The following is a 25587-nucleotide window of genomic DNA, read 5'->3' as shown; positions in this document are numbered from 1 at the left end:
CTTTTCGTGCGATTTAGTGCCGCCTGGGCGGGACGGCTGTGGAGTGTGCCGCTAGGCGGGGAGCAGGTTCGCGCGGTGGATGAGGGCCGCGGCCCCGATGAGCGGGCCCTCGGACGAGAGCGCGGACGGGACGATGCGCACCTTTCGCACGAACGGGAAGTAGTGCTTCTCGATCACCTCGCGCATGTGTGCGAAGAGATCGGGCGTCGAGTGCGAGAATCCGCCGCCGATGGCCACGAGCTCCAGGTCGAGCAGTGCGGTGGCCGATGCGATCGCGTGGCCGACCGCACGGCCGGTGCGGGCGATCGCCCGGCGTGCGACCTCGTCGCCTGCGGCGTAGGCGGCGGCGAGCTCCTCGCCCGTGGTGCCCGTGAAGCCGTGCTGTTGCGCCCACGCGACGGTGTGCGGGCCCGAGGCCATCGCCTCGAGCGCGTACGGGTTGCCGAAGGTGTCCTCGCCGCGGATGTCGCCGACCTCCACGTGGCCGATGTGCCCGGCGTTCCCCGTCGGGCCGGTGATGACGTGGCCGCCCACGATCAGGCCGCCGCCGATGCCGGTCGACACCACCATGCCCATCACGTTGTCGACGCCCTGGGCGGCACCCACCCAGTGCTCCGCCATCGTGATCGCGACGCCGTCCATCTCGAGGGTCACGGGCACGTCGAGCCCGGCGGCGCGGGCCTCGGCCGCGATGAAGTCGCGCATCGGATAGTCGCGCCAGTGCGGCACGTTCAGCGGCGAGACGAGACCGCGCACGCGGTCGATCGGTCCGGCGGAGCCGATGCCGACTCCGACGATCGCGGCTCCGGTGGGGAGTGCGGCGAGGGCGTCGCGCACCACGCCGCCCACGGAGGCTTCGAGGTCGGCGACGGTCGCGGTGCGGCCGGTCGGCCGGCGGAAGCGGGAATCGGGGACGAGACGGCCGTCGGCGTCGACGAGCGCCGCCTCGACCTTGGTGCCACCGAAATCGACGGCGAGAGCGAGGGGTGTGGACACGAGCATCACCCTAGACGATTCCCCCATTGCTCATTTGAGCAACGGATGCGCAAAGGTTGCTCACGTCTTAGGCTGGGGGCGTGGCCCTGAACGATACCGACGAGATCCTCGCCGTCAAAGCCGCGGAGCTGTACTACGAGGCGGGCAAGACCCAGGACGAGATCGGCGTCGCCCTGAACGTGAGCCGCTGGAAGGTCGGCCGGCTCCTGGTGGCGGCGCGCGAGCACGGCTTCGTGCGCATCGAGATCGTGCACCCGAGCGCCCGCAGGTTCTCGCTGGAGCGCGAGCTGTGCGGCTTCTACGGCTTGGAAGACGCCGTCGTGGTCCCCGCGGCCGAGAGCGAGGCCGAGACGCAGGCGCGGGTCGCACAAGCCGCGGCGGACTACCTGACCACGCTCCGGCCCGTCCCGCGGACGCTGGGCGTCAGCTGGGGCCGGACGCTGCACGCGGTCGCCGCGCGGCTGCGCCCGGGCTGGGCCGTCGGCGTCAACCCGGTGCAGATCAACGGAAGCGTGTCGAGCACCCGCCAGGCGACGGCCGCGGCCGACACCGCAGTCGTCATCGCCCGCAAGGCGCAGGGCACCGCGACGCTGCTGCCGAGCCCCGCGATCTTCGAGCACGCGGCCACGCGCCGCGCCATCGAGTCCGACCGCTCGGTGCAGTCCGTCCTCGACCTCGCCCGCAGCGCGAGCGCCTACCTCTTCAGCGCCGGCGTCGTCGACACGAGCTCGGTGCACGTCGACTCCGGCTACCTCTCGCCGGAGGATGTGAACGGGCTCGCCGACAAGGGCGCGGTGGGCGACGTGGTCGGCCGGTTCATCACCGGCACCGGCGAGGTCGCCGATCCCGAGCTGGACGGCCGCACCCTCGGCCTCTCCCTCGAGGAGCTGCGCAGCGCCCGCACCAGCATCGCCGTTATCGCCGGCGAGGCGAAGCACCACGTGGCGCACGCCGTGGTCGCCAGCGGGCTCTGCACCACCATCATCACCGACGAAGCCACCGCGAACGACCTCCTCGGCCGCAGCCAGCCGGGCTCGTGAGCAGAACCAGTAAGGAATGACGTGACCATCGAAACCACCGTCCCGCCCGTGCGCACCCTCGCACCGGCGGCGCGTGCCGTCGAGGTGCTCGGCGGCGACCTCACCGAGGCGTCCCTGCGGCGCTACCTGAACGGCATCCCCGGGGTCGACGCCGTCGGCCTGGAGCAGCGTGCGGCCGGTCTGGGCACGCGGTCCATCAAGACCACGAGCAAGCGCTGGGCGCTCGACAAGATCATCGAGCTGATCGACCTCACCACCCTCGAAGGCGCCGACACCCCCGGCAAGGTGCGCTCGCTCGTCGCGAAGGCGCTGACGCCGGATGCAGGCGACCCGGCCACGCCGCGCCCGGCGGCCGTCTGCGTGTACGGCGACATGGTCCCGTACGCGGTCGAGGCGCTCGGCGCCTCGCACGCCGAAGCCCCCGCCGGTGTCGCGGTCGCCGCTGTCGCGACGGCGTTCCCGAGCGGGCGCGCCTCCCTCGCGGTCAAGCTGGCCGACACCGCCGACGCCGTCGCCGCCGGTGCCGACGAGATCGACATGGTCATCGACCGCGGAGCCTTCCTCTCCGGGCGCTACGGCCTCGTCTTCGACGAGATCGTCGCAGTGAAGGAGGCCTGCCGCCGCGCGGACGGCACCTCCGCGCACCTCAAGGTCATCCTCGAGACCGGCGAGCTGAACACGTACGACAACATCCGCCGCGCCTCGTGGCTGAGCATCCTCGCCGGCGGCGACTTCATCAAGACGTCCACCGGCAAGGTGTCCCCGGCGGCGACGCTGCCCACGACCCTCCTGATGCTCGAGGTGGTCCGCGACTGGCACCGTCTCACCGGCGAGGAGATCGGGGTCAAGCCCGCCGGCGGCATCCGCTCGTCGAAGGACGCGATCAAATACCTGGTGACCGTCGCCGAGACGGTCGGCGAGCACTGGCTCCAGCCGCACCTCTTCCGCTTCGGCGCGTCCAGCCTCCTGAACGATGTGCTGCTGCAGCGCCAGAAGCTCGCGACCGGGCACTACTCCGGCGCCGACTACGTGACGATCGACTGAGACGAAAGCAGATCAGAATGAGTTTCCTCGAATACGCACCGGCTCCGGAGTCGCGGTCGATCCTCAGCCTCCGCGACGAGTACGGCCTCTTCATCGACGGCGAGTTCGTCGCCGGGCACGGCACGCCGTTCCAGACCATCTCCCCGGCGACGGAGGAGCGCATCGCGACGATCGCCACCGCCGACACCTCGGACGTCGACGCGGCGGTGGCCTCCGCGCGCCGCGCCTACGAGAAGGTCTGGTCGCGGATGAGCGGCACCGACCGCGGCAAGTACCTCTTCCGCATCGCGCGGCTGGTCCAGGAGCGCGCCCGCGAGCTCGCCGTCGCCGAGAGCCTCGACAACGGCAAGCCGATCAAGGAGAGCCGCGACGTCGACGTCCCGCTGGTCGCTGCCTGGTTCTTCTACTACGCCGGCTGGGCGGACAAGCTGGAGCACGCGGGCCTCGGTCCCGCCCCACGCGCACTCGGCGTGGCCGCACAGGTCATCCCGTGGAACTTCCCGCTGCTGATGCTGGCCTGGAAGATCGCCCCGGCGCTCGCGGCGGGCAACACCGTCGTGCTCAAGCCCGCCGAGACCACGCCTCTGACGGCGCTCCTCTTCGCGGAGATCGTGCAGCAGGCCGACCTGCCGCCGGGCGTGGTGAACATCGTCACTGGTGCGGGGGAGACCGGTCGCGACCTGGTCGCCCACCCCGACGTGAACAAGGTGGCCTTCACCGGCTCGACCGCGGTCGGGCGCGAGATCGCCCGCTCGGTCGCCGGCACCGACAAGAAGCTCACCCTCGAGCTCGGCGGCAAGGCGGCCAACATCGTCTTCGACGACGCGCCGATCGACCAGGCGATCGAGGGCATCGTCAACGGCATCTTCTTCAACCAGGGCCACGTGTGCTGCGCCGGCAGCCGCCTCCTGGTGCAGGAGAGCATCCACGACGAGGTCGTGGACCGCCTGAAGAACCGTCTGTCGACCCTGCGTCTCGGCGACCCGCTCGACAAGAACACCGACATCGGCGCCATCAACAGCGCAGAGCAGCTGCAGCGCATCCGCGAGCTCTCCGACATCGGAGAGGCCGAGGGCGCCGACCGCTGGACCGCCGACTGCGCCATCCCCGAGAACGGGTTCTGGTTCGCGCCGACGATCTTCGACAACGTGTCGACGAGCCACCGCATCGCCCGCGAGGAGGTCTTCGGACCCGTGCTCTCGGTGCTGACCTTCCGCACGCCCGCCGAGGCGATCGCCAAGGCGAACAACACGCCATACGGCCTCTCCGCCGGCATCTGGAGCGACAAGGGCAGCCGCATCCTCGCCGTGGCCGACAAGCTGCGCGCCGGCGTGATCTGGGCGAACACCTTCAACCGGTTCGACCCGGCCAGCCCGTTCGGCGGCTACAAGGAGTCCGGCTACGGGCGCGAGGGAGGCCGTCACGGCCTCGGCGCGTACCTCGTGCCGGGCCGTTCGATGCCGGCCGCCGTCACCTCCTCCGCCCGCCCGACCCGCAAGGGAGCCACGAAATGAGCCGTTTGGCCGTGCCGAAGACCTACAAGCTCTACATCGGCGGGAAGTTCCCGCGCAGCGAGTCGGGCCGCACCTACGAGGTGCTCTCGGCGAAGGGCGCCTTCCTCGCGAACGCCGCGAAGGGCTCCCGCAAGGACGCCCGGGACGCCGTGGTCGCCGCGCGTTCCGCCGTCTCCGGCTGGTCGGGCGCCACCGCGTACAACCGCGGACAGGTGCTCTACCGCATCGCGGAGCTGATGGAGGGTCGCCGGGCGCAGTTCGTCGACGAGATCCAGAACGCCGAGGGCGTGAGCGCGGCCGTCGCCGGAGCCCAGGTGGACGAGGCGATCGATCGCTGGGTCTGGTACGCGGGCTGGGCGGACAAGTTCGCGCAGGTCGTTGGCAACGCGAATCCGGTCTCCGGGCCGTACTTCAACATCTCGGTGCCGGAGCCGACCGGCGTCGTCGCCGTGATCGCCCCGCAGGACTCCAGCTTGCTCGGCTTCGTCAGCGCCGTCGCACCCGCCCTCGTCGCGGGCAACGCGGTCGTCGTGGTCGCGAGCGAGCGGTTCCCGCTCTCGGCGATCAGCCTGAGCGAGGTGCTTGCCACGAGCGATGTGCCCGGGGGCGTCGTCAACATCCTGACCGGTTCGCCGGCCGAGATCGCCCCCTGGCTGGCGTCGCACGCCGACGTCAACGCCCTCGACCTGGTCGGCGCGGGCACGCTGGAGTGGGTCGATCTGCAGATCGCGGCGGCGGACACGCTCAAGCGCGTCCTCCCGCCGGAGAACGGCGCGGACGCCGCGGCCCCGTCGCTCGACCGCATCGCGTTCTTCACCGAGACGAAGACGGTCTGGCACACCAAGTCCCTGATCTGATCCCGACCGCCTGCCCGACCCCCTCGCCTCCCCGCCCGATCTGGGGGAGGATGGAGGGAGTTGGGGAGGAAGGTTCGAATGCCGGAGGAATGGGACGCAGGACGGGGCCCACTCGCCCTGATCGGAGACAGCCTGACGCAGGGCGGTGACTGGGGCGCACTGCTCCCGGGCGAGACCGTCTGGAACTTCGGTGTCGCGGGCGACACGACGGACGACGTCCTGGCGCGCCTCGACGATGTCATCGGCTCCGCACCGGCGACGGTGGCCTTGCTGATCGGCACGAACGACCTGGCCTGGCGCCGCTCGGCCGAGCACGTCGTCCGCAACGTGGAGACCGCGCTCGTGACGCTCCGCAAGGAGCTGCCGGAGGTGCGAATCCTCGCCCAGTCCGTGCTCCCGCGCGCGGTCGAATTCGCGGATCAGATCAAGGACATCAACCGGCACCTCTGGCAGTTCGCACCCACCGTGCACGCAGGCTGGCTGGACCTCTGGCCGGCGATGGCCCTGGAGGACGGCGAGCTGAACCCGGCGTACACCGAGGACCGGCTGCACCTGAACGCGGAGGGCTACCGGGTGTGGGCGGGCGAGCTCGCACCCGCGCTCGAACGCGTACGGGAGCTGCCGCCGTCGAGCCGGGCGATCGAGCTGCCGGATCTCGGCGGAGCGGCCTGAGCCGCCCCGCGAACGCTCCGGATCGGTTCAGCTGGAGCGCAGCAGCAGTGCGTAGACGTCGATCCCGCGCAACCACGTGCGCACGTGGATGCGCTCGTCGCGCGCGTGCAGCGTCCCGCGTTCGTCGGAGCTCATCTCGAAGGGCGTGAAGCGGTAGACGGTGTCGCCGATAGCGGTGAAGTGCCGGCTGTCGCTCGCGCCGAGCATGATGTACGGCGTCACGATCGCCCGCGGATGCACCTGCCCCAGGGCGGCGGAGACGCGCTCCCACTCCCGCCCGTCGCTGGGCGACACGGGCGACGGCTCGCTCGCGTCAACGGCCTCGATGCGCACCTGCGGATCGCGGATGGCGCGGCGGAGGTGCTCCATGGTCTCGGCGACCGTCGATCCGACGGCGATCCGCACGTTGACCACGGCCTCGGCGGTCTCGGGGAGGGCGTTGGCGGCCAGACTGCCGCGCAGCTGCGTGACGGCGGTCGTGGTGCGCACGATCGCGCGGGTCTCGTCGCTCAGCCGGCCGAACACGGCCCGCAGCAGCGGCTGGAGGCGGCGCGCGCGGGTGAAGACGGCGCGCAGGGGACCGGTGGCGTGGGCGCCCAGCGTCTCCACCATCCGCAGGTTGGTCTCGGTGAGACGGGCGGGGAAGGGCTTGGCGTTCAGCCGGGTGATCGCGCGGGCGAGGCGCACCGTCGCCGTGGTCTTCGGGGGAGTGGAGGCGTGGCCGCCGTGCTGCTCGACCCTGAGGCGGACGGAGGTGATGCCCTTCTCGCTGACGCCGACGACCGCGATGGGCCGGGTGACGCCCGGGAAGATCCGTTCGACGATGGCCCCGCCCTCGTCGAGCACGAGAGCGGGCCGCACGCCGCGTTCGCGCAGGGCCGCGACGATGGTCTGGGCTCCGGATCCCACCGTCTCCTCGTCGTGGCCGAAGCTCAGGTAGACGTCCTCCCGCGGTGTGAAGCCCTCGGCGAGGAGCCGTTCGGCCGCCTCCAGGATGGCCACCACCGCGCCCTTGTCGTCGAGCGTTCCCCGGTTCCAGAGCACGCGTGCGTCACCCGATCCGGTGATGGTGGCGGCGAACGGCGGGTGCTGCCAGCCGTCGTCCGTGGCGGGCACGACGTCGTAGTGGCCCATCAGGACGGTCGGGCGACCGGTCGGATCGCTTCCGGGCCAGCGGTAGAGCAGCGAGTGGGCGAACTGCTCGCGCTCCAGGGCCGCGTGGACGCCGGGGTAGAGGCCGGGCAGCGCTGCGATGAAGTCGTCGAAGACCTCCCACTCGGTCAGCTCCACGTCGTTGCGGGACATCGTCGGGATGCGCAGGAGGGTGCGGAACCGCTCGAGCGCCGCGTCGTCCCGGACGGCGACCGGGGTCTCGTCGAGCGCGCTCATTCGCCGGCCGCCGTGCGGAAGGCGGCGAACGCGTGGTCGCTGAACAGCACGAAGCGCACATGTTCGACCGAGCCGACTCCGGAGGAGAGGACGGCGCGCACGGTGCTGACGGCGATCCGTGCCGCGTCGTCCATCGGCCAGCCGTAGACCCCCGCCGAGACGGCGGGGAAGGCGACCGTCTCAGCGCCCAGCTCGCGCGCGACGCGCAGCGAGGAGCGGTACGCGTTCTGCAGGAGCGGGGTGCGGTCCTCGTCCTCGGACCAGACCGGGCCGACGGTGTGGACGACCCAGCGCGCCGGCAGGTCGCCCGCGGTGGTCGCGACCGCCTGGCCGGTGGGCAGGCCGTCGGGGAGCGCGGTCTCGCGCAGCAGGCGGCAGGCTTCGAGGATGGCGGGGCCGCCGCGGCGGTGGATGGCGCCGTCGACGCCGCCTCCGCCGAGCAGGGAGCTGTTGGCCGCGTTGACGATGACGTCCACGGCCTGGTCGGTGATGTCGCCGCGGACGATCTCGATGAGGTCCGTCATCTCAACCGCGGTTGTTGGAGAGCTCGTAGACCTTCAGCAGCTCCACGATGGCGTCGTCGCGCTGGCTGCCGCCCTCTTCGAACATCTCGGAGACGTGGGTCCGGAGATGGTTCTCGACCAGGAGCTTGTTGAGGGAGCCGAGCGACTTCTGGATGGCGAGCGACTGGGTGATGATGTCGACGCAGTAGTCCTCGTTCTCGATCATCTTCTCCAGGCCGCGCAATTGGCCTTCCAGGATGCGCGTGCGGTGGAGGGCACGCTTCTTGATGTCCGCGATCACCCCTCCAGGATACCCCGCATCCCATATACCCCTATGGGGTATGTGCTACCGTAGGACGCATGGAAACGACCTACGACATCCTCGGCATGACCTGCGCGCACTGCGCGCGGGCCGTCAGCGACGAGCTCTCGACCCTCGACGGGGTCTCCGGAGTGGATGTGGACGTCGCCGGCGGGAAAGCCACGGTCTCCCATGCCGGAGCGCTCGCCGCCGACGCGGTGCGCGCCGCCGTCGAAGAGGCCGGATACAGCCTCGGCCGTCCCGACCGGCTCCCGCTGCTGTGACCGCGGAGGGCCTCGCGCGCGTCGATCTCGCCATCGAGGGCATGACGTGCGCCAGTTGCGTCGCTCGCGTGGAGAAGCGGTTGGGGCGCGTCGACGGCGTCACCGCGACGGTCAATCTCGCCACCGAACGGGCGAGCGCCCTGGTCCCGGCGGATCTCGACGTGTCCGCCCTGGTCGCCGAGGTCGAGAAGGCGGGCTACGGCGCGCGAGTGGTCCACGACGATCGCGCGGCCGCGGACGGCGGGGCGGTATCCGTCGACGCGGTCGAGAAGCGCGACTCCCGCCGCCTCGTGCCGCGGATGCTCGTCAGCGCCTCCCTCAGCGTGCCGATCGTCCTCCTCGCGATGATCGAGCACCTGCACTTCGCGGGCTGGGAATGGGCGTCTCTGCTGCTCGCCACCCCGGTGGTCCTGTGGGGCGGCTGGCCCTTCCACCGCTCCGCCGCCGTGAACCTGCGGCACGGCGCCACGACGATGGACACGCTCGTCTCGCTCGGCACGCTGACCGCCTACGCCTGGTCCCTCGTCGTCCTCCTGCTCGGCTCGGGAGCCCACGTCTACTTCGAGGTCGCGGCGGTCGTGACGACCTTCCTCCTGCTCGGCCGTGTCGCCGAGGCGCGGTCGCGTCGACGTGCGGGGGAGGCCCTGCGGGATCTGGCGCAGGCGTCCGCCCGGGAGGTCACGCTGCTCGGCGAGTCCGGCTCGGAACGGCGCATCCCGGTCGCCCTGCTCTCGGCGGGCGACCGCTTCGTCGTCCGGCCCGGCGAGCGGATCGCCGCCGACGGGGACGTGCTGGACGGTGCGGCGGTCGTCGATGCCTCGGCGATGACCGGAGAGTCCGTGCCGATCGAGGTCGCCGCGGGCGACGAGGTCACGGCGGGAACCGTGGCCGCGGGCGGGATGCTCGTCGTCCGAGCGGTGCGGGTGGGCGCCGACACGCGGGTGTCGCGCCTGGCCGCTTCGGTCGAGCAGGCGCAGCTGGGCAAGACGCGGGCGCAGCGCTCGGCCGATCGCGTGTCCGCCGTCTTCGTGCCGATCGTGATCGCACTCGCCGCCGCGACCTTCCTGGTCTGGTGGTCCGTCACCGGCGACGCCACCGCGGCGGTGTCGCCGGCGGTCGCGGTGCTGATCGTGGCCTGCCCGTGCGCCCTGGGCCTGGCGACGCCCACCGCCCTGCTGGTGGGTACCGGGCGTGCGGCTCAGCGCGGCATCCTCATCTCCGGGCCCGATGCTCTCGAGCGGGCCGGACGCATCGACACCGTCGTGTTCGACAAGACGGGAACCCTGACCACCGGCCGTATGACGGTCTCGCGGTCCGTCGCCGCCCCCGGGTGGTCGATCGGCGACGCCGTGCGGCTCGCGTCTGCGGCGGAGCGCGGCTCCGAGCACCCGCTCGGCCGGGCGATCGCCGAGGCCTCGCCTTCGGATGCCGTCGTCGCGGGCTTCCGCGCCGTCGCAGGGTTCGGGGTGATCGCGGTGGTCGACGGCCGGGAGGTCGTGGTCGGCCGCGCAGACGGCGACCTGCCCGGCCCGCTCGCCGTCGCGACGGACGAGATCCGCGCGGACGGCGCGACCGCGGTCCTGGTGACCGTGGACGGCGCGCCCGCGGTCGTCCTGGCGGTGAGCGACCCGCTCCGCGCGGACGCCGCCGCCGCCGTCCAGCGCGTCCGCGACCTCGGCGCCCAGCCGGTCGTCCTCAGCGGCGATCACGAGGCCACGGTCCGGGCGACCGTCGCCGCGCTCGGCGGCATCCGAGCCGTCGGCGGTGTCACCCCTGAGGGGAAGACCGCCGAGATCGCTCGGCTGCAGGCGGAGGGACGCACGGTCGCGATGGTCGGCGACGGCGTGAACGATGCGGCCGCACTGGCGACGGCCGATCTCGGTATCGCCCTGGGCACCGGATCGGACATCGCGATCGAAGCGGGCGACCTGACGCTGCTGCGCCCCGAGCCGAGCCTGGTCGCCGATGCGCTGCGACTCTCGCGCCGCATGCTCGCCGTGATCCGGGGGAACCTCTTCTGGGCGTTCGCGTACAACGTCGCCGCTCTTCCGATCGCCGCTCTGGGCCTCCTGGATCCGATGATCGCCGGGGCCGCCATGGCGTTCTCGAGCGTCTTCGTCGTGCTGAACAGCCTGCGGTTGAGACGCTTCTGATCCGACCGCGTCCGGTGGATCATTAGCAGGTCGGAAACCGCGCAATCGGGATGTCGCACGGCGCGTCCACCCCCACTCCCCTTAACGGGGGGTAGGGGAGGACATACTAGTTGGTCTATCCTCAACGCAGGGGTTGAGAAATATTCGTTTTGCAGGAAAGGCCCGACTTTGCTGAAGAACCTCAGCCCGCTGCTGTCTGGTGCGCTCTTGAGTGCACTCGACTCGATGAATGAAGGCGAGACGCTTACCCTCGTCGGCAGCGGCTATCCAGAGAACACCATCACCACGCCCGTCGTCCACCTCGAGGACGCCACTACCACCGAGGACGCCGCCCAAGCGATCCTCAGTGTGTTCCCGCTCGACAACATCCACCCGTCACCGATCGCCTTCCTCGACCTGGCAGGCGAGCCCTACGACGTCCCCGACGTCGCCTTCGCAGTGAACGGCATCGCCTCCGATGCCGAGCTCCGTCGCGTCCCGATGGAGCGCTTGGGCCTCGAGGAGTTCCTCGACCAGGCCAGCAGGTCCGCTGTGATCGTCCGCGTCGGCTCCGACGCGCCTCCGTGCGCCTTCCTGTTCCGCAGGGGAGCGCTCTGAGGCGTCCGCCCATCCCTGGCGGCATCCGTCCCACGAGAAGGTCTCGTCTCGTGCGAAGCGGGTGCCGCTAGGGTGGAGGGGATGTCCACTTCCCACACGCCGCAGCAGCCCACCGTCAGCCGGGCCGCTCTGGCTCCCGGCGTCATCGCCGCGATCGTGCTCCTCGCGGGCCTCGCCCTGATCGGCGGCGCCTGGTACCTCTACGTGCAGTACGCCGTGGCGATCCTCGCCCTCATCCTGTGCGTCTTCGCCGGGCAGGCGAAGCAGTGGTGGTGGCTCGTCGGGCTCGTGCCGATCGCGGTCGTCTGGAACCCGGTCTGGCCGATCACGATCGACGACACCGTCCTGCGCGCTCTGCACGTCGTGGCGGCCGTCTTCATGGTCTGCGCGGCGATCCTCATCAAGATCCCGGCCGACACTCGTCGCTGAACGGCTCCGCATCCGGTAAAATGGTGGTGCGCGGCGATTCATGTGCTGCGCTTCCGGCGTCCCCGACGCCCGGTCGGGGCCACTCGGTCCTCCGGCCGGAGGTCGCGCCGGCCCTCACGCCTATGGCACCGTGCCCTCGGACAGCGCGCGGCGCACCTTCATGGAGGACCATGTCTCGTTCCGGTCAGCGCACCAGCTCGTCGCGCCCACAGCAGCGCCGGACCCGGCACGCCAACAACGACGGCCTCATCCCGGTCCTCGCCCGCAAGGTCCGCGAGGTCGAGGCCAAGGCGGCGGACGGCAAGAAGCTCGGCCCGACGAACCGGACCAAGTTCCAGGTGATCGCCTTCCTGATGCGGGAGGAGCGCGCCCGGGCCAAGGCCGACCCCGAGCTGAGCGACGCGGCCCGTGCCGAGCAGCTGAAGCGCCTCGACGGGATCGCGACGATCCTCGCGAAGACCGCCGCCCGGGACACCTCGCTGATCTCCCTGCTCGAGAGCGAGGCCCCGCCGACGGCGACGGCGCAGAAGATGCGGCGCGACTGGCTGCTGGAGTCGGGCACGGAACTGAGCCCGGACGACCTCATCATCACCGTCGAGCGGGTCGTCTCGAAAGCCGACAGCGTCATCCCGCCCGAGCTGGCCGAGAAGCAGGTCGTGCCGCAGTCGGTCAAGGCACGCCAGCTCTCCAACCCCTTCCTCGCGCCCGACTTCTCGCGGCTCACCCCCGCGCAGCCCACCCCGCGCCGCCGGCTGGACTCATGGGAGCTCCTCGGCCCGCTGTTCAAGTCGTTCGAGTACGGAGCCGGGGGTCAGGCCGCGAGCATGGAGCTCCCGCCGGCCCCGGCGATCGATCGCTATTCGCCTCCCGGGCTCGAGCTGATGCACCACCAGGCGCGGTTCGTCGAGGGCGTGCGCCAGGGGCACCGCACCTTCCTGCTCGCCGACGAGCCCGGTCTGGGCAAGACGGCGCAGTCGGTCCTGGCAGCGTCCGTCGCCGGCGCCTATCCGCTGCTCGCCGTGGTGCCGAACGTCGTCAAGATGAACTGGGCGCGCGAAGTCGAGCGCTGGACGCCGCAGCGACGCGCCACCGTGATCCACGGCGACGGCGAGGGCCTGGACGCGTTCGCCGACGTCGTCATCGTCAACTACGAGGTGCTCGACCGGCACCTCTCCTGGCTGAGCACGCTCGGCTTCAAGGGCATGGTCGTCGACGAGGCGCACTTCATCAAGAACCTGCACTCGCAGCGGTCCCGGCTCGTCCTCGGACTCGCCGACGCCATCCGCTCCAACACCCCGGACCCGCTGCTGCTGGCCCTCACGGGAACCCCGCTCATCAACGACATCGACGACTTCCGTGCGATCTGGCAGCTGCTCGGCTGGATCGACGGCAGCAAGCCGGCCGCCGAGCTGATGGAGCGCCTGGAGGAGACGGGGCTCACCCCGGCCGAGTTCGGGTTCTACGCCGCCGCGCGCGAGGCCGTCATCGACATGGGGATCGTCCGGCGCCGCAAGCTGGACGTCGCCGCCGATCTGCCGAGCCGTCGGGTCGTGGACCTGCCGGTCGAGCTGGACGGCGACCTCGGCCGCTCGATCCGCCAGGCGGAGAAGGAGCTGGCCGACCGGCTGGTCGCCCGCTTCAACCGCGCGGCCGCCGCGGGTCGTCCCGACTCCTTCGACGGAGACGACGACGCGCACCGCACGCACCTCATCCGCCTGGTCGCCCAGTCGGAGCTGGAGGAGTCGAAGTCGGCCAAGACCGGCGACAACGTCTTCACGATGGTCCGCAAGATCGGTCAGGCGAAGGCCGGGCTGGCGGCCGACTACACCGCGCAGCTCGCCCGCTCGGTCGGCAAGGTGGTGTTCTTCGCCAAGCACATCGACGTCATGGACCAGGCGGAGGAGGCGTTCGCCGCCCGCGACCTGAAGACCATCTCCATCCGCGGTGACCAGAGCGCCCTCTCCCGGCAGAAGGAGATCGACGCCTTCAACAACGATCCGGATGTCTCGGTCGCCGTGTGCTCGCTCACCGCGGCGGGCGTCGGCCTCAACCTCCAGGCCGCGTCGAACGTCGTCCTGGCGGAGCTGTCGTGGACGGCGGCCGAGCAGACCCAGGCCATCGACCGCGTGCACCGCATCGGCCAGGAGGAGCCGGTCACCGCGTGGCGGATTATCGCCGCGCAGACGATCGACTCCAAGATCGCCGAGCTCATCGACGCCAAGCAGGGCCTCGCCGCCCGTGCCCTCGACGGCAGCGACGTCGAGGCGGGCTCGGCGGACTCGGTCCAGCTGGACGCGCTCATCCACCTTCTGACGGACGCCCTGGACTAGGCCGGGCGCCCCGCGAGGGGCGTTAGGACCGCCAGCAGGCGGTCGTCCGCCACGTCGGCGAAGAACGCCGCGTCCGCGTCTTCGACGGCGCGGACGGCGGCGGCCGCGATCTCGCTGCCGGCACCCGTGACCACGAGGACTTTTGCGCGCGCATCCGAGGGGTCCGCGTGCCGTTCGATCAGCCCCTTCGCGAGCAGGCGCCTGGTCACCTCGGACACGATCCGCGGATCGGAGCCGGTGAACTCCGACAAACGCGCCTGGTGAGGGAGCTCACCGGAGCGGCCCAGCCACCACGCCGACGTGAGGATCACGAACTGGGGGTGGGTGAGGTCGAACGGGGCGAGAGCCGCGTTCATCGCGCGCTGCCAGCGCAGGGTGGCGTGCCACAGCAGGAACCCGGGGCTCTCGGCCGGTCCGCCGGGGAAGCGCGTCATGCGCGCCGTGCCGCCTGCTCGAACAGCGCCGCCATCGACTCGGGGAAGTCGGCGCTGATCTGCGGTCCGAGCTCCGGACCGGCGGCGTCCGCCCCCTCTCCGGTGATCTCGAGCCGGTGGGTGACGCGGGTGCCCTCCGGAGTGTCGGCCAGCCGGTGCCGGAACGTCAGGACGACGTCGCCGAACTCGGTGCGATCGGCGTACGTCTCGCCCTCCGCGAGGTCGACGATGACGGAGGTGAACGGCTCCTGGCCGTCCGGCGTCACCGTCAGCTCGGTGCCGACCGCGAAGGGGCCGTGCAGCTCGAACGCGTCGGCGCCGGGGTACGTGAGGTCGCCGGTGTGGAGGTCGCGCAAAGCGGTCCACACGACGGTGCGGGGGAGGGCGGTGGTGCCGGTGTGCTCGGTACTCCACATGAGACGAACCTTTCTCTAGGGCTAGATCATCTATGCCTAGACAATAATCTCGACATGCGGGTGCGTCAAGAGGGAAGGGGGACGAGCGGGGTCAGGCGATCCCGGCGTCGTCGGGGTCGAGCGGCACCGGCCGGTCGTCGTCGGGGAGGATGCGGTCGTCCTCCGCGTCGTCCTCGACGGGCGCGTCATCGGCGTCGTGCAGGACGGGAGCGGGCTCGTAGTCGCCCTCCTGGGACTCCACGAACTCGTCCAGATCGTCGTCGCGCCGGTCGCTCATGACACCGAGGGTACCGCCGCGCGCTGCCCCGGTCGAGAGGCGCCGGCCGGCTATCAGCCCGCGATCGAGAACACGAAGGACGGACCCTGCTCGTCGTGCACGATGCGTGCCGCGCCGTGGAATCCGGCGAAGTCACCGGTGCCCGTGCCCGGCACGATGTAGCCGAACGCCGAGGGATCGTCGGGATGCTGCAGCGCCCCGTGGTGCACGGTGAAGGAGCCGCTCCGGCCGTCCGGCAGCGCCCCCGTGACCCGTTCGGCGGCGAGGTAGCCGCGCCCGCCCTCCTCCGTGCCGGAGGAGACGAAATGGGCGATGGAGTCGCCGACCAGCCCCTCCGTGTACCGCTTGCGCATGACGATGGCGCCCACCCAGTCGCCGTCGAGCCCGGCGAGCGGCTCCGGGTCCCAGCCGGTGACCTCGAATCGGGCGGTGATCGTCTCCGTGGTGTCCATGCCCCGAGCCTAGGCACTGCGCGGCCCGGCGCACGTGTGATTTCGCGACAGGGCCGAAGTGGGCTAGACAGGGGGCATGCAGCACCGGAGCCAGGTCGAGATCGAGCGCAAGTACGACGTCGGAGACGACACGGTGCCGCCCGACCTCGTCGGCGTCGGTGCGATCGCGGTCGTGGCGGAGCCCGAGACGGCGGAGCTCGTCGCGACGTACTACGACACGGCCGAGCTGACCCTCGCGCGGAACCGCATCGCGGTGCGCGCACGCCGCGGTGGGGCGGACGAGGGCTGGCATGTCAAGCTCGCGCCGGGTGAGGAGGGCCGTGTCGAGCTCCACTGGCCCCTCGGCGACGGGGAGCGTGAGCCGCAGGAGCTGCGGGACGCGGTCGGGGACGCACTCGGCAGCGACCTCGGGGACGCCCCCTTCGTCCCGATCGCACGCATCGTCAACACGCGCGTGACCACGGTGCTGCGGGATGCGGCCGGGTTCGACCTCGCCGAGCTGTGCGACGACCACGTGCGTGGCGAGAACCTGCGCAGCGGGGGGAGCGACGAATGGCGCGAGTGGGAGGTCGAGCTGCTGAGCGGCGCTCCCGACAAGCGATCGGGGCGGACCGCCCTGCTCGACGGTGTGGAGGAACGCCTGATCGAGGCCGGCGCCCGTCCGTCGGCGAGCGGATCCAAGCTGCAGCACGTCCTCGAGCTCTGAATCCCGCTGCGGGCCATACCGCGCGTGCACCCGCAATACCTCACGGCCTCCGTGAAGTCCAGGGCGTTTTTGTGCTCCGGCGGGAGGTCGGGCATGATGCCTAGGGGCGAATGAGTAACGGCGAGAGACGGAGCACCATGAAGATCGGCATCCTCACCAGCGGCGGCGACTGTCCCGGACTGAACGCGGTCATCCGCGGCGCGGTCCTGAAGGGCGACCGCGTGCACGGCTCTGAGTTCGCCGGCTTCCGCTACGGCTGGCGCGGAGTCGTCGACGGCGACATCATGCCGCTCGACCGCCACAGCGTCCGCGGCCTCTCGCGCCAGGGCGGCACCATCCTCGGCTCCAGCCGAACCAACCCGTTCGAGGGCGAGAACGGCGGCCCCGAGAACATCCAGCGGATGATGGACGAGAACGGCATCGACGCGATCATCGCGATCGGCGGCGAGGGCACCCTCACCGCCGCCCGCCGCCTCACCGACGCCGGGCTGAAGATCGTCGGCGTCCCCAAGACCATCGACAACGACCTCGCCGCGACCGACTACTCGTTCGGCTTCGACACGGCGGTCGAGATCGCCACCGAGGCGATCGACCGCCTGCGCACCACGGCCGAGTCGCACCAGCGCTGCATGGTCGTGGAGGTCATGGGCCGCCACGTCGGCTGGATCGCACTGCACTCCGGCATGGCCGGCGGCGCGCACGCCATCCTCATCCCCGAGCGGCCGCAGTCCATCGAGCAGGTCGTCGAGTGGGTGGAGTCGGTGCGCGACCGCGGCCGTGCCCCCGTGCTCGTCGTCTCCGAGGGCTTCCACCTCGACACGATGGAGGAGGCGCACTCGCACAAGGGACTCGACGCCTTCAACCGCCCGCGTCTCGGCGGCATCGGCGAGATGCTCGCCCCGATGATCGAGGAGCGCACCGGCATCGAGTCGCGCGCCACCGTGCTCGGCCACATGCAGCGCGGCGGCGTCCCGAGCGCCTACGACCGCGTGCTCGCGACCCGGCTCGGCATGGCCGCGGTGGACGCTGTCTACGAGGGCCGCTGGGGTTCGATGGTGTCGCTGCGCGGGACCGACGTCGTCAACGTCTCGATCGCCGACGCGACCGGCGGGCTCAAGACCGTGCCGGACGCCCGCTACGAAGAGGCCGCTCTGCTCTTCGGCTGAGCGTCGCGGTCCGCCGACGCGCGTTCGGCTCTATGGGCGCACGGGCGGCAGGGCTAGGCTCCCTCCTACGAGAGTGGAGGGACGCCGTATGCCCAGATTCGTCCAGTTCGAGGAGTTCGGTTCGCGCGACTTCCTGCAGGTGGTGGACCGGGAGCGACCGTGGCCCGGGCCGGGCCAGCTCCTCGTGCGGGTGATGGCGGCGGGCCTCAACCCGATGGACTACAAGGCGTACCGCGACGAACGGTCGGCCGGGCGGATGGGTGTGACCCTGCCGAGCGGCATCGGTCAGGACTTCGCGGGCTACGTCGAGGAGGTCGGCGAGGGCGTCACCCGGTTCTCCGCGGGCGACGCGGTCTTCGGTACCGCTCCGTTCGCCGCGGTCGCCGATTTCGCCGTCGTCGCCGAGGACGGCCAGGTCGTCGCGAAACCGGGCGCGCTGACCTTCGAGGTCGCCGGATCGCTCGGAGTCGTCGGGCGCACCGCGATGGCGACCACGAGGTCGCTCGGGCTCGGCGAGCACGACACCGTGCTGGTGAGCGCCGCGGCCGGCGGTGTCGGCGTGCTCGCCGCCCAGCTGGCCGTGCGCGCTGGGGCGACCGTCGTGGGCACGGCGGGGGAGGAGAACCACGAGTTCCTCGAGACCCTGGGCGTCATCCCGGTCGTCTACGGCGACGGGCTGGCCGAGCGGGTGCGGGAGCTGCTCGACGGCGACCGGGTCACGGCTGCTCTGGACAACCACGGCGGCGGCACCATCGAGGCGGCGCTGCAACTCGGAGTCCCCGTCGAGCGGATCAACACGATCGCCGTCTTCGGGCCCGACGCCCATGGTGCGCGGAACGTCGGGGGAGCGGCCGCCGGAAACGAGGAGCTCGCCGAGCTCGCCGCCCTCCTGGCGGAGAACGAGCTCATCCTGCCCATCGACTCCATCTACCCGATCGAGCAGACGAGCGAAGCGTACGGGCGGCTGGAGGCCGGCCACGTGCGCGGCAAGATCGTCGTCGTGACGGACTGAGGCGACGATGATCGACGACGACACCGCGCGGCTGCTGCGGGAGGCGGGCCTGCGCTGGCAGCCGCAGTCCGGCGACACGTTCGCCATCGACCGGCCCGGGATGGCCGGGGAGCGCTTCACGGTCAGCGAGATGACGATCGAGCCCCATCACTTCGACAGCGGGACCATCCTGGGCTTCAACGGCACGACGGAGTGGGCGCTCGACTCCCTCGCGGTCGAGGACGCCCTGTGGATCCCGCGCGAGGACCAGTTGCGCGAGCTCCTGGGCGGCTCGTTCCGGCACCTGGCGCGCACCGTCGACGGCTACCGCGTGACGATCGTGCTGGTGGGCGCGGACCGGATGTTCGAGCACGAGGACCCGCCGACCGCGTATGCGCAGGCGCTCCTCGCCCTCATTGGGGCGTCGACGGGCTGAGGCCGTCTCGGGCGGGCCGTCAGCCGTCAGCCGTCGGTGCGACGAGCGGCGCGCTCGGCGTCGCGGGCCTTGACCCGCGCGTTCTCGGCGCGCACCGCGGCCTGTGTCGCGCGCTCGGTGACGAGCCACTCCGGCGGGTCCGCCAGCAGCGCCTTGATCTCGGCGGTCGTCAACGCCTCGTCGACGCCGCCGCGGGCGAGGCCGGAGTTGGAGACGCCGAGCTTGCGTGCGACCTCGTCGCGGGGGTGCGGGCCGTCGGCGCGCAGAGTGCGCAGCCACTCCGGCGGCTCGGCGTTGAGCGCGTCGAACTCGGTCCGGCTGATGTCGCCGTCGCGGAACTCGGCCGGCGCGGCGGGCAGGTAGATGCCGAGCTTCTTGGCGGCAGTGGCCGCCTTCATGGTCTGGGGTCGCTTCTCGGCACTCATGGGATCCAGGTTACCGTTCGGTACGCTCGGAGGATGACCTCCCGATTCGCCCTGACCTTCCCCCGGGGCGTGACCGTCGGCAAGTGGACGCGCGAGTTCGAACGGCGGCATCCGCACGTCGAGCTCGCCGTCGCTCCCAGCACCGATCCGCTGGCCGTGCTGGTGGCGGGGGAGGCCGACATGGCCTTCGTCCGCGACGCGACGGCCGACGACGATCGGCACCTGATCCCGCTCTACGCGGAGGACGTGGTGCTCGTGATGCACCACGAGCACCTGCTCACGCTGGAGAAGAAGCTGCACCGTGCCGACCTCGAGGGCGTGCCGCGCATCGATGGGGAGCCGTCGGAGGCCCTGATGCGGCGTATCGCCGAAGGCGAGGGCGTCGCCCTGTGGCCCGCGTCGGTCGCCAAATCGCTGCGTCGCAAGGACGTGGTGGCGGTGCGCCTAGAGGACGGCGACGAGAGCAGGATCGCGCTGACCTGGCCGCGGGAGGGGCAGCATCCCCTCGTCGACGAGTTCATCGGGATCGTGCGCGGCCGCACCGCGCACAGCTCGCGCAACGCCGACGTCGCCGAGCAGCAGGCGGCGGCCGCCAAGCAGGGGGCGCCGGCCAAGCGGCCCGCGGCAGCCAAGCAGAACGGCAAGCAGAGCGGTAAGCAGACGGGCACGAGCGGATCGGGCGCTGGCCGCTCCCGCAGCACCGGGAAGCCCGCCCCGCGGGGCGGTCGGGGGCGCAAGCGCCGCTGAGGGGCAGAATGGCGGCATGGCAGCCAGTGCGGGCCGCGACGCCCAGTCCGAGATCTACCGCGCCGGGGTGAGCGGGAGCCGACCCCGCATCCCGGTCGGATCGTCCGCCCTCGAGCGCGCAGCGCGACGGCGGATGTCGCGGGCCGCCTTCGCCTACATCGCCGGTTCGGCGGGCGCCGAGCGCACGGCCCACGCGAATCTCCGCGCGTTCCGGGAGCATCGCATCGTGCCGCGCGTGCTGCGCGACGTCTCCACGCGCGACCTCGGCGTCGACCTCTTCGGCACGCGCCGCCCGGCCCCGCTGCTGCTCGCCCCGATCGGCGTGCTGGAGCTCGCGCACCGCGGAGGCGACGCGCTCGCCGCCCGGGCGGCGGCGTCGCTCGGCATCCCCGCCGTGCTCTCCAATCAGGCCTCGGCGCCGATGGAGGAGGTCGCCGCAGCGATGGACGCGGTGGCGCCCGGAGCAGCGCGGTGGTTCCAGCTCTACTGGAGTGCGTCGCGTGAGCTGGTGGCGAGCCTCGTCGAGCGGGCGGAGCGCAGCGGGTGCGAGGCGATCGTCGTCACCCTCGATACGCACGTGCTCGGCTGGCGCCCGCGCGACCTCGAACTCGGCTACCTGCCGTTCAGCCGTGGCCTGGGCATCGCGCAGTACACCAGCGACCCGGTGTTCCGTCGTCTCGTCGCGGACCGGGTGGCCGAGGGCGGCGCGCGGGAGCGCGCGCGGGTGACGCCGGCGGCGATCGCGGCGTTCGACAGCATCCTGCGCCACCACCCGGGCGGTCTCCGGGCGAACCTGCGGTCGCCGGAGCCCCTGGCGGCCGTCGAGACCTTCCTGGATGTCTTCGCCGACCCGTCCCTGAGCTGGGACGATCTCGGGTTCCTGCGGGAGCGCACCCGCCTGCCGATCGTGCTGAAGGGCGTGCTGCACCCGGACGACGCCCGCCGGGCGGTCGACGCCGGGGTGGACGCGGTGCAGGTGTCGAACCACGGCGGCCGCCAGATCGACGGGGAGATCGCCGCGCTCGACGCGTTGCCCGGGGTGGTGGAGGCGGTCGGCGGCCGGCTGCCCGTGCTGTTCGACAGCGGTGTGCGCGGGGGCGCCGACGTCGTGATCGCGCTCGCCCTCGGAGCCCACGCGGTCGCGATCGGGCGCCCGTATGCCTATGCGCTCGCGCTCGCGGGGGAGGCCGGCGTGCGGGAGCTGCTGCGCAACGTGATCGCCGAGCTCGACATCACGATGGGGCTGGCCGGGGTGCGGCGCGTCGACGAGATCGACGCGTCCGTCCTCGCCGGCTGAGCGCGCTCCGCTCGCCGGGCCGGGTCAGCTCGTCGCGGGAGGCTCGCCGGCGCGCCGGGCCGCCTGCGCCAGCACCTGGGGCCCGGTCACGAGCGCGCGCTTCCACGGCGCGACGCCGTCGATCTCGACCTGGAGCGAGAAGCTCAGGATGGTGCGGATCAGCACGATGATCCCGAGCACCACCGCGTCGGTCAGCGTGGGGCTGGAGGTCACCGTCTTGACCAGATCGGCCGCGACGAGGATCTCGAGACCGAGCAGGATGACACCGCCGAAGGTCTCCCGCAGGGTGCGGAACGCGACGGTTCCGCTCCGGCTGCGGCGCCAGGCGACGAGCGAGATCACGACCGCGACGACGAAGCCGAGGGCCATCGCCAGGACGCCGGCGAACTCGAAGGCGACGCCGATGGCCTCGAAGAACGCGTGTCCGTCCATGCGGTCATGGTGCCACAGCGCGCCGCGGATCAGGAGACGTGGACGGCCGGTCGGCGTTTCACATCCTTCTCGGCCTCTCGCAGCACCTCGCGCGTCACCGGAGCGACCTCGCCGACGCCGGTGATGAGGAAGCGGAACATGTTCGAGATCGGGTTGCCCTCGGTCCACTCGAAGTAGATGGTCGGCACGACCCCCGAGATGTCGCGGATCTCGAGCAGCACCGCCGCGATCGTGTTCGGCACGTTGCCGCTCTTGACCTGAAGCACGCGGTACCCGTGCTTCACCACGCCGTGGACCACCAGGTCCTCCTCGAAGTCCGAGGAGTCGGAGGGGAGGACCTCGATGAAGATGGTGCGCGCCCGCTGCGGGATGTGGCTGAACTTGCGCTCGTCCTTGTTCTTCTGCGCGTACTCCTTCGTCGTGTCGACGTCGGGCTCGTGCGAGATGATGCGGATCTCGCCCTCCTCGGCGTCCTCGAGGACGAAGTCGAGCGCCGTCACGTCGAGCGTCACGGACGTGGCGCGCAGCTCGAACGAGCGGCCGACGCGCGACACGATCGAGACGACCAGGATGCCGAGGATGAACAGCAGCGCGATCCGCAGGCCGTCCGGCCGCTCGATGACGTTGACGATGGTCGTGTACACGAAGATCGCGGTGATGATGCCGAAGAGCACGAAGCGGCGCGGCTGCTTCTTGCGCCGGGCGGAGAGCGCCACCGCGAGCGACGCGGACGTGATCAGCACGAGGACGCCGGTCGCGTACGCACCGCCCTGGGCGTCGACGTTCGCCTGGAACACCAGGGTGATCAGGAAGGCGATCGCGGTGAAGACGAGCACCAGGGGGCGCACCGCCCGCGCCCACTGCGGCGCCATCCCGTATCGGGGCAGGTAGCGGGGGACGAGGTTCAGCAGACCGGCCATCGCCGAGGCGCCGGCGAACCACAGGATCAGGATGGTGCTGATGTCGTAGACGGTGCCGAACACGTTCCCCAGGTACTCGTGCGCGAGGTAGGCCAGGGCTCGGCCGTTGGCGGAGCCTCCTGCCTGGAACTCCTTCTGCGGGATGAGCAGTGTCGTCGTGAAGCTCGAGGTGATGAGGAACACGCTCATGATCAGCGCGGCCGTCGTCAGCAGTCGGTGGGCGCCGCGGATGCGGCCGGCCGGATACGCCGGATCGTCGTCGGGCTTGCCCTTGATCTGGGGCATGACGGCGACGCCGGTCTCGAAGCCCGAGAGGCCCAGCGCGAGCTTCGGGAACACGAGCAGCGCGACGCCGACGACCATGAGCGGATTGCCGTTCTGCCGGAACAGCATCCCCCACCAGTCCTCGATGGCGGTCGGGTGGTGGAAGACCTCGACGATGGAGGTGCCGACCACGATGACGTTCAGTGCGAGGTAGATCGCGACCAGGACGACCGCGATGCCGATGGCCTCCCGGAACCCGCGGAGGAACACGGCGCCGAGGAGCGTGAGCAGCACGAGCGTGATGATCACGTTTTGCCCGTGGAACCAGTCGGGGGCGAACGGGTTCTCGATCGCGTGCGCGGTCGCGTCGGCCGCCGACAGGGTGATCGTGATCATGAAGTCGGTCGCGGCGAAGCCCAGGAGAACCAGCACGAAGAGCTTGCCGGCCCACCAGGGCAGGAGCCGCTCGAGCATGGCGATCGACCCCGAGCCGCGGAAGCTCTCGCGCGCCACGCGCCGGTAGACGGGGAGCGCGCCCAACAGGGTGAGGGCGACGAGCACGAGCGTCGCGAACGGTGAGATCAACCCGGCCGCCAGCGCCGCGATCGCGGGCTGGTAGCCGAGGGTGGAGAAGTAGTCGACGCCGGTGAGGCACATGACCTGCCACCAGGAGTGCGTCCGCTCCGGGTTGCGCCCGTGCGGGCCCTGCTGGGTGCCGCGCTCGTCGACCAGTCCCGAGAGCAGCCAGTGGCGGAAGCGGCCCGCCTTCGGGTGCGCATGCCCGGAGGCCTGCGCCTGGCCGGGTACAGGGACGGGCGCCGGTGCGCCGTCCGCCGGTGTGGTCGACATCGTCGCTCCTCGTGCTGGGTCTACGCCCTCACACTAGTTCGCTCACCAGGCCGACGCGCGGTAGTCCTTGAGGAACACTCCGTAGAGGTCTTCGCCGGCCTCGCCGCGCACGATCGGGTCGTACACGCGAGCGGCGCCGTCGACCAGGTCGAGCGGCGCGTGGAAGCCCTCCTCGGCCAGGCGGACCTTGGTGTAGTGCGGGCGCTCGTCGGTGATCCAGCCGGTGTCCACGCTCGTCATCAGGATGTTGTCGGTCTCGAACATCTCACCGGCGCTGGTGCGGGTGAGCATGTTCAGAGCAGCCTTCGCCATGTTGGTGTGCGGGTGTCCGGGGCCCTTGTAGCGTCGGCCGAACACGCCCTCCATCGCGGAGACGTTGACGACGTAGGCGCGGCCCGCCTCCGTGGCGGAGAGGGACGGCCGGAGCCGGTCGATCAGGATGAACGGCGCCGTCGTGTTGCAGAGCTGCACCTCGAGGAGCTCGAGCGGGTCGACGTCGCCGATCGCCTGCGTCCAGCTGTTCACGGTCTTGACGTCCGGCACCAGTCCGCCGGCGTCGATCGCGGTGCCGTCGGCGTGCTTGGCCAGCGACGACGATCCCGGTGCCATGGCCAGGGAGGCCAGGTCGTCCGCCGTGATCGCGCCGGGGCCGCCGAGCTCGGCGATGGTGCCGGCGATCGTGGTGCGCGAGAGGAGGGGGTGCGCGGCGACCGAGGCCTCCAGGGCCTGCGGGTGCGGGTCGGCCGTGTGGCCGAAGGTCTCCATCTCGGGCAGCGGGCCGTCGGGCAGCGGCTGCGACTCCGCCTCGGCCAGCAGCGAATACGAGCCGGGGGAGCGGCGGACGGTCTGCGCGGCGTTGTTGATCAGGATGTCGAGCGGGCCCTGCGCCGCCACCGAGTCGGCCAGCGCGATCACCTGGGACGGGTCGCGCAGGTCGATGCCGACCACGCGGAGCCGGTGCAGCCACTCCGCCGCGTCGGGCAGCTGCGAGAAGCGGCGGACGGCGTCGCGGGGGAAGCGGGTGGTGATGGTCAGGTGGGCGCCGTCGCGCAGCAGGCGCAGGGCGATGTGCATGCCGATCTTGGCGCGGCCGCCCGTCAGCAGCGCGCGCTTGCCGCGCAGGTCGGTGCGCGCGTTGCGCTTGGCGTGGCTGGAGGCGGCGCACGACGGGCAGAGCTGGTGGTAGAACCAGTCGACCTCGGTGTAGTCCTGCTTGCAGATGTAGCAGGCGCGCGCCTTGATCAGCGTGCCCGCGGAGGTCGACCCCGTGCTGCCGGAGGTCAGCTCGCGCCCGCGGGTCTCGTCGTCGATCCGGTCGGGGGCGCCCGTCGCGGTGGCGGCGACGACCGCGCGGTCCGCCTCGGCCACGGCGTCGCGCAGCTCGCGGCGCCGCGCCTGCTTGACGGCCTTGAACATGTGCCCGGTGGCCTGCCGCACGGCGACGAAGTCGGGGTGCTCGCGGTCGAACTCGTGGAGCCTCCCGAGCACGCGGAGCGTGATCTCCAGGTCGGCGGGGTCGATGCCGACGGCGGGGGAGTCGGAGGGAGGGGTCGTGGATGGCACCGGAGAATTCTACGATGCCCCGCTGCACGGACCCTGTCTGCTCGGGCTCCCGGATGCTAGGGTGCCGAAAAGGGGGTGCACCATGGGCGTGCCGATGCAAGAG

28 protein-coding genes are annotated in these 25587 nt (G+C 71.4%); 16 read left to right on the top strand and 12 right to left on the bottom strand.

Going from position 1 to position 25587, the window contains the following annotated elements; all coding sequences use genetic code 11:
* Positions 1-51: 51 nt before the first annotated feature.
* On the bottom strand, positions 52-996 hold the full coding sequence (locus ACFVU2_RS12575; RefSeq protein ID WP_387874657.1) for an ROK family protein: 945 nt from the start codon (positions 994-996) through the stop codon (positions 52-54).
* Positions 997-1076: 80 nt separating this feature from the next.
* On the opposite strand from ACFVU2_RS12575, the gene ACFVU2_RS12570 reads away from it, so the two are divergent.
* The 5 genes from ACFVU2_RS12570 (at position 1077) to ACFVU2_RS12550 (ending at position 6123) form a co-directional block, all read left to right on the top strand.
* On the top strand, positions 1077-2036 hold the full coding sequence (locus ACFVU2_RS12570; protein WP_387874654.1) for a sugar-binding transcriptional regulator: 960 nt from the start codon (positions 1077-1079) through the stop codon (positions 2034-2036).
* Between the two features lie 21 nt (positions 2037-2057).
* Positions 2058-3080, top strand: a complete 1023-nt coding sequence (gene deoC / locus ACFVU2_RS12565) for a deoxyribose-phosphate aldolase (protein ID WP_387874652.1) — start codon at positions 2058-2060, stop codon at positions 3078-3080.
* 17 nt (positions 3081-3097) lie between these two features.
* Entirely contained in the window at positions 3098-4594 is a 1497-nt protein-coding gene (locus ACFVU2_RS12560) for an aldehyde dehydrogenase family protein (RefSeq protein ID WP_387874650.1), read from the top strand.
* The gene (locus ACFVU2_RS12555; protein WP_387874648.1) at positions 4591-5451 is read left to right on the top strand and encodes an aldehyde dehydrogenase family protein; all 861 of its coding nucleotides are present in this window, start codon (positions 4591-4593) and stop codon (positions 5449-5451) included. The genes ACFVU2_RS12560 and ACFVU2_RS12555 overlap by 4 nt, the downstream gene beginning before the upstream one ends.
* A gap of 78 nt (positions 5452-5529) precedes the next feature.
* Entirely contained in the window at positions 5530-6123 is a 594-nt protein-coding gene (locus tag ACFVU2_RS12550) for an SGNH/GDSL hydrolase family protein (protein ID WP_387874647.1), read from the top strand.
* A gap of 27 nt (positions 6124-6150) precedes the next feature.
* On the opposite strand, the gene ACFVU2_RS12545 is transcribed toward ACFVU2_RS12550, so the two are convergent.
* Genes ACFVU2_RS12545 through ACFVU2_RS12535 form a run of 3 tightly spaced genes read right to left on the bottom strand, consistent with a single transcriptional unit; the run spans position 6151 to position 8316 of the window.
* Complete coding sequence (locus tag ACFVU2_RS12545) at positions 6151-7512, bottom strand: M20/M25/M40 family metallo-hydrolase (protein WP_387874645.1); 1362 nt, start codon at positions 7510-7512, stop codon at positions 6151-6153.
* Positions 7509-8036 carry an O-acetyl-ADP-ribose deacetylase gene (locus tag ACFVU2_RS12540; RefSeq protein ID WP_387874643.1) on the bottom strand — a complete coding sequence of 176 codons (528 nt, stop codon included), beginning with the start codon at positions 8034-8036 and terminating at the stop codon, positions 7509-7511. The genes ACFVU2_RS12545 and ACFVU2_RS12540 overlap by 4 nt, the downstream gene beginning before the upstream one ends.
* Before the next feature lies 1 nt (position 8037).
* The gene (locus tag ACFVU2_RS12535) at positions 8038-8316 is read right to left on the bottom strand and encodes a metal-sensitive transcriptional regulator (protein WP_387874640.1); all 279 of its coding nucleotides are present in this window, start codon (positions 8314-8316) and stop codon (positions 8038-8040) included.
* 59 nt (positions 8317-8375) lie between these two features.
* On the opposite strand from ACFVU2_RS12535, the gene ACFVU2_RS12530 reads away from it, so the two are divergent.
* From ACFVU2_RS12530 to ACFVU2_RS12510, 5 genes are all read left to right on the top strand, one after another.
* The gene (locus ACFVU2_RS12530) at positions 8376-8600 is read left to right on the top strand and encodes a heavy-metal-associated domain-containing protein (protein WP_387874637.1); all 225 of its coding nucleotides are present in this window, start codon (positions 8376-8378) and stop codon (positions 8598-8600) included.
* Positions 8597-10753: a heavy metal translocating P-type ATPase gene (locus ACFVU2_RS12525; protein WP_387874636.1), complete on the top strand. Its 2157-nt coding sequence runs from the start codon at positions 8597-8599 to the stop codon at positions 10751-10753. The genes ACFVU2_RS12530 and ACFVU2_RS12525 overlap by 4 nt, the downstream gene beginning before the upstream one ends.
* Positions 10754-10921: 168 nt before the next feature.
* On the top strand, positions 10922-11350 hold the full coding sequence (locus ACFVU2_RS12520; protein ID WP_387874633.1) for an RbsD/FucU domain-containing protein: 429 nt from the start codon (positions 10922-10924) through the stop codon (positions 11348-11350).
* 81 nt (positions 11351-11431) lie between these two features.
* Positions 11432-11779 carry a DUF6804 family protein gene (locus ACFVU2_RS12515; protein WP_387874630.1) on the top strand — a complete coding sequence of 116 codons (348 nt, stop codon included), beginning with the start codon at positions 11432-11434 and terminating at the stop codon, positions 11777-11779.
* A gap of 170 nt (positions 11780-11949) precedes the next feature.
* Entirely contained in the window at positions 11950-14109 is a 2160-nt protein-coding gene (locus tag ACFVU2_RS12510; RefSeq protein WP_387874627.1) for a DEAD/DEAH box helicase, read from the top strand.
* Here ACFVU2_RS12510 and ACFVU2_RS12505 read toward each other — a convergent pair.
* The 4 genes from ACFVU2_RS12505 to ACFVU2_RS12490 form a co-directional block, all read right to left on the bottom strand.
* Complete coding sequence (locus ACFVU2_RS12505; RefSeq protein WP_387874625.1) at positions 14106-14543, bottom strand: MarR family winged helix-turn-helix transcriptional regulator; 438 nt, start codon at positions 14541-14543, stop codon at positions 14106-14108. The two genes, ACFVU2_RS12510 and ACFVU2_RS12505, sit on opposite strands and share 4 nt — an antisense overlap.
* On the bottom strand, positions 14540-14959 hold the full coding sequence (locus ACFVU2_RS12500; protein ID WP_387874622.1) for a polyketide cyclase: 420 nt from the start codon (positions 14957-14959) through the stop codon (positions 14540-14542). The genes ACFVU2_RS12505 and ACFVU2_RS12500 overlap by 4 nt, the downstream gene beginning before the upstream one ends.
* Positions 14960-15050: 91 nt before the next feature.
* Positions 15051-15236, bottom strand: a complete 186-nt coding sequence (locus ACFVU2_RS12495; protein ID WP_387874620.1) for a hypothetical protein — start codon at positions 15234-15236, stop codon at positions 15051-15053.
* A gap of 53 nt (positions 15237-15289) precedes the next feature.
* Positions 15290-15688 carry a DUF3224 domain-containing protein gene (locus ACFVU2_RS12490; protein WP_387874618.1) on the bottom strand — a complete coding sequence of 133 codons (399 nt, stop codon included), beginning with the start codon at positions 15686-15688 and terminating at the stop codon, positions 15290-15292.
* A 76-nt stretch (positions 15689-15764) separates the two neighbouring features.
* On the opposite strand from ACFVU2_RS12490, the gene ACFVU2_RS12485 reads away from it, so the two are divergent.
* The 4 genes from ACFVU2_RS12485 (at position 15765) to ACFVU2_RS12470 (ending at position 18987) form a co-directional block, all read left to right on the top strand.
* On the top strand, positions 15765-16394 hold the full coding sequence (locus ACFVU2_RS12485) for a CYTH domain-containing protein (protein WP_387874616.1): 630 nt from the start codon (positions 15765-15767) through the stop codon (positions 16392-16394).
* A gap of 137 nt (positions 16395-16531) precedes the next feature.
* Positions 16532-17560, top strand: a complete 1029-nt coding sequence (locus ACFVU2_RS12480; RefSeq protein ID WP_021758361.1) for a 6-phosphofructokinase — start codon at positions 16532-16534, stop codon at positions 17558-17560.
* An 88-nt stretch (positions 17561-17648) separates the two neighbouring features.
* Positions 17649-18572 carry an NADP-dependent oxidoreductase gene (locus ACFVU2_RS12475; RefSeq protein WP_387874614.1) on the top strand — a complete coding sequence of 308 codons (924 nt, stop codon included), beginning with the start codon at positions 17649-17651 and terminating at the stop codon, positions 18570-18572.
* Positions 18573-18579: 7 nt separating this feature from the next.
* The gene (locus tag ACFVU2_RS12470; RefSeq protein WP_387874612.1) at positions 18580-18987 is read left to right on the top strand and encodes a hypothetical protein; all 408 of its coding nucleotides are present in this window, start codon (positions 18580-18582) and stop codon (positions 18985-18987) included.
* 26 nt (positions 18988-19013) lie between these two features.
* Here ACFVU2_RS12470 and ACFVU2_RS12465 read toward each other — a convergent pair whose 3' ends face one another.
* Positions 19014-19412, bottom strand: coding sequence for a DUF5997 family protein (locus ACFVU2_RS12465; RefSeq protein ID WP_387874609.1), 399 nt, complete (start codon positions 19410-19412; stop codon positions 19014-19016).
* 33 nt (positions 19413-19445) lie between these two features.
* Here ACFVU2_RS12465 and ACFVU2_RS12460 point away from each other — a divergent pair, with 33 nt between their 5' ends.
* Positions 19446-20159: a LysR substrate-binding domain-containing protein gene (locus ACFVU2_RS12460; RefSeq protein ID WP_387874607.1), complete on the top strand. Its 714-nt coding sequence runs from the start codon at positions 19446-19448 to the stop codon at positions 20157-20159.
* Between the two features lie 16 nt (positions 20160-20175).
* Complete coding sequence (locus tag ACFVU2_RS12455; RefSeq protein ID WP_387874606.1) at positions 20176-21456, top strand: alpha-hydroxy-acid oxidizing protein; 1281 nt, start codon at positions 20176-20178, stop codon at positions 21454-21456.
* Positions 21457-21480: 24 nt separating this feature from the next.
* On the opposite strand, the gene ACFVU2_RS12450 is transcribed toward ACFVU2_RS12455, so the two are convergent.
* From ACFVU2_RS12450 to ACFVU2_RS12440, 3 genes are read right to left on the bottom strand one after another with little or no spacing between them, the layout of a single operon-like run.
* Complete coding sequence (locus ACFVU2_RS12450) at positions 21481-21888, bottom strand: DUF1622 domain-containing protein (RefSeq protein WP_387874604.1); 408 nt, start codon at positions 21886-21888, stop codon at positions 21481-21483.
* A 29-nt stretch (positions 21889-21917) separates the two neighbouring features.
* On the bottom strand, positions 21918-23921 hold the full coding sequence (locus tag ACFVU2_RS12445; protein ID WP_387874602.1) for an amino acid transporter: 2004 nt from the start codon (positions 23919-23921) through the stop codon (positions 21918-21920).
* 42 nt (positions 23922-23963) lie between these two features.
* A complete protein-coding gene (locus tag ACFVU2_RS12440; protein ID WP_387874600.1) occupies positions 23964-25484 on the bottom strand; it encodes an SDR family NAD(P)-dependent oxidoreductase in 1521 nt (506 codons plus the stop codon).
* Positions 25485-25587: the final 103 nt, after the last annotated feature.

Origin of the sequence: Leifsonia sp. NPDC058194 (genome assembly GCF_042883605.1) — a bacterium.
Taxonomy (GTDB): domain Bacteria; phylum Actinomycetota; class Actinomycetes; order Actinomycetales; family Microbacteriaceae; genus Leifsonia.
The sequence above is the reverse complement of the archived record's forward strand: the minus strand, read 5'-3'. Positions and strand labels throughout refer to the sequence as shown.

Excerpts from the sequence above, each read along its gene's own strand:
- ACFVU2_RS12465 (WP_387874609.1), bottom strand. The coding sequence starts at position 19,412 with ATGAGTGCCGAGAAGCGACCCCAGACCATGAAGGCGGCCACTGCCGCC.
- ACFVU2_RS12460 (WP_387874607.1), top strand. The coding sequence starts at position 19,446 with ATGACCTCCCGATTCGCCCTGACCTTCCCCCGGGGCGTGACCGTCGGC.
- ACFVU2_RS12550 (WP_387874647.1), top strand. The coding sequence starts at position 5,530 with ATGCCGGAGGAATGGGACGCAGGACGGGGCCCACTCGCCCTGATCGGA.
- ACFVU2_RS12495 (WP_387874620.1), bottom strand. The coding sequence starts at position 15,236 with ATGAGCGACCGGCGCGACGACGATCTGGACGAGTTCGTGGAGTCCCAG.
- ACFVU2_RS12555 (WP_387874648.1), top strand. The coding sequence starts at position 4,591 with ATGAGCCGTTTGGCCGTGCCGAAGACCTACAAGCTCTACATCGGCGGG.
- ACFVU2_RS12545 (WP_387874645.1), bottom strand. The coding sequence starts at position 7,512 with ATGAGCGCGCTCGACGAGACCCCGGTCGCCGTCCGGGACGACGCGGCG.
- ACFVU2_RS12485 (WP_387874616.1), top strand. The coding sequence starts at position 15,765 with ATGCAGCACCGGAGCCAGGTCGAGATCGAGCGCAAGTACGACGTCGGA.
- ACFVU2_RS12480 (WP_021758361.1), top strand. The coding sequence starts at position 16,532 with ATGAAGATCGGCATCCTCACCAGCGGCGGCGACTGTCCCGGACTGAAC.
- ACFVU2_RS12490 (WP_387874618.1), bottom strand. The coding sequence starts at position 15,688 with ATGGACACCACGGAGACGATCACCGCCCGATTCGAGGTCACCGGCTGG.
- ACFVU2_RS12450 (WP_387874604.1), bottom strand. The coding sequence starts at position 21,888 with ATGGACGGACACGCGTTCTTCGAGGCCATCGGCGTCGCCTTCGAGTTC.
- ACFVU2_RS12510 (WP_387874627.1), top strand. The coding sequence starts at position 11,950 with ATGTCTCGTTCCGGTCAGCGCACCAGCTCGTCGCGCCCACAGCAGCGC.
- ACFVU2_RS12470 (WP_387874612.1), top strand. The coding sequence starts at position 18,580 with ATGATCGACGACGACACCGCGCGGCTGCTGCGGGAGGCGGGCCTGCGC.
- ACFVU2_RS12560 (WP_387874650.1), top strand. The coding sequence starts at position 3,098 with ATGAGTTTCCTCGAATACGCACCGGCTCCGGAGTCGCGGTCGATCCTC.
- ACFVU2_RS12505 (WP_387874625.1), bottom strand. The coding sequence starts at position 14,543 with ATGACGCGCTTCCCCGGCGGACCGGCCGAGAGCCCCGGGTTCCTGCTG.
- ACFVU2_RS12475 (WP_387874614.1), top strand. The coding sequence starts at position 17,649 with ATGCCCAGATTCGTCCAGTTCGAGGAGTTCGGTTCGCGCGACTTCCTG.
- ACFVU2_RS12515 (WP_387874630.1), top strand. The coding sequence starts at position 11,432 with ATGTCCACTTCCCACACGCCGCAGCAGCCCACCGTCAGCCGGGCCGCT.
- ACFVU2_RS12500 (WP_387874622.1), bottom strand. The coding sequence starts at position 14,959 with ATGTGGAGTACCGAGCACACCGGCACCACCGCCCTCCCCCGCACCGTC.
- ACFVU2_RS12530 (WP_387874637.1), top strand. The coding sequence starts at position 8,376 with ATGGAAACGACCTACGACATCCTCGGCATGACCTGCGCGCACTGCGCG.
- ACFVU2_RS12455 (WP_387874606.1), top strand. The coding sequence starts at position 20,176 with ATGGCAGCCAGTGCGGGCCGCGACGCCCAGTCCGAGATCTACCGCGCC.
- ACFVU2_RS12445 (WP_387874602.1), bottom strand. The coding sequence starts at position 23,921 with ATGTCGACCACACCGGCGGACGGCGCACCGGCGCCCGTCCCTGTACCC.
- ACFVU2_RS12540 (WP_387874643.1), bottom strand. The coding sequence starts at position 8,036 with ATGACGGACCTCATCGAGATCGTCCGCGGCGACATCACCGACCAGGCC.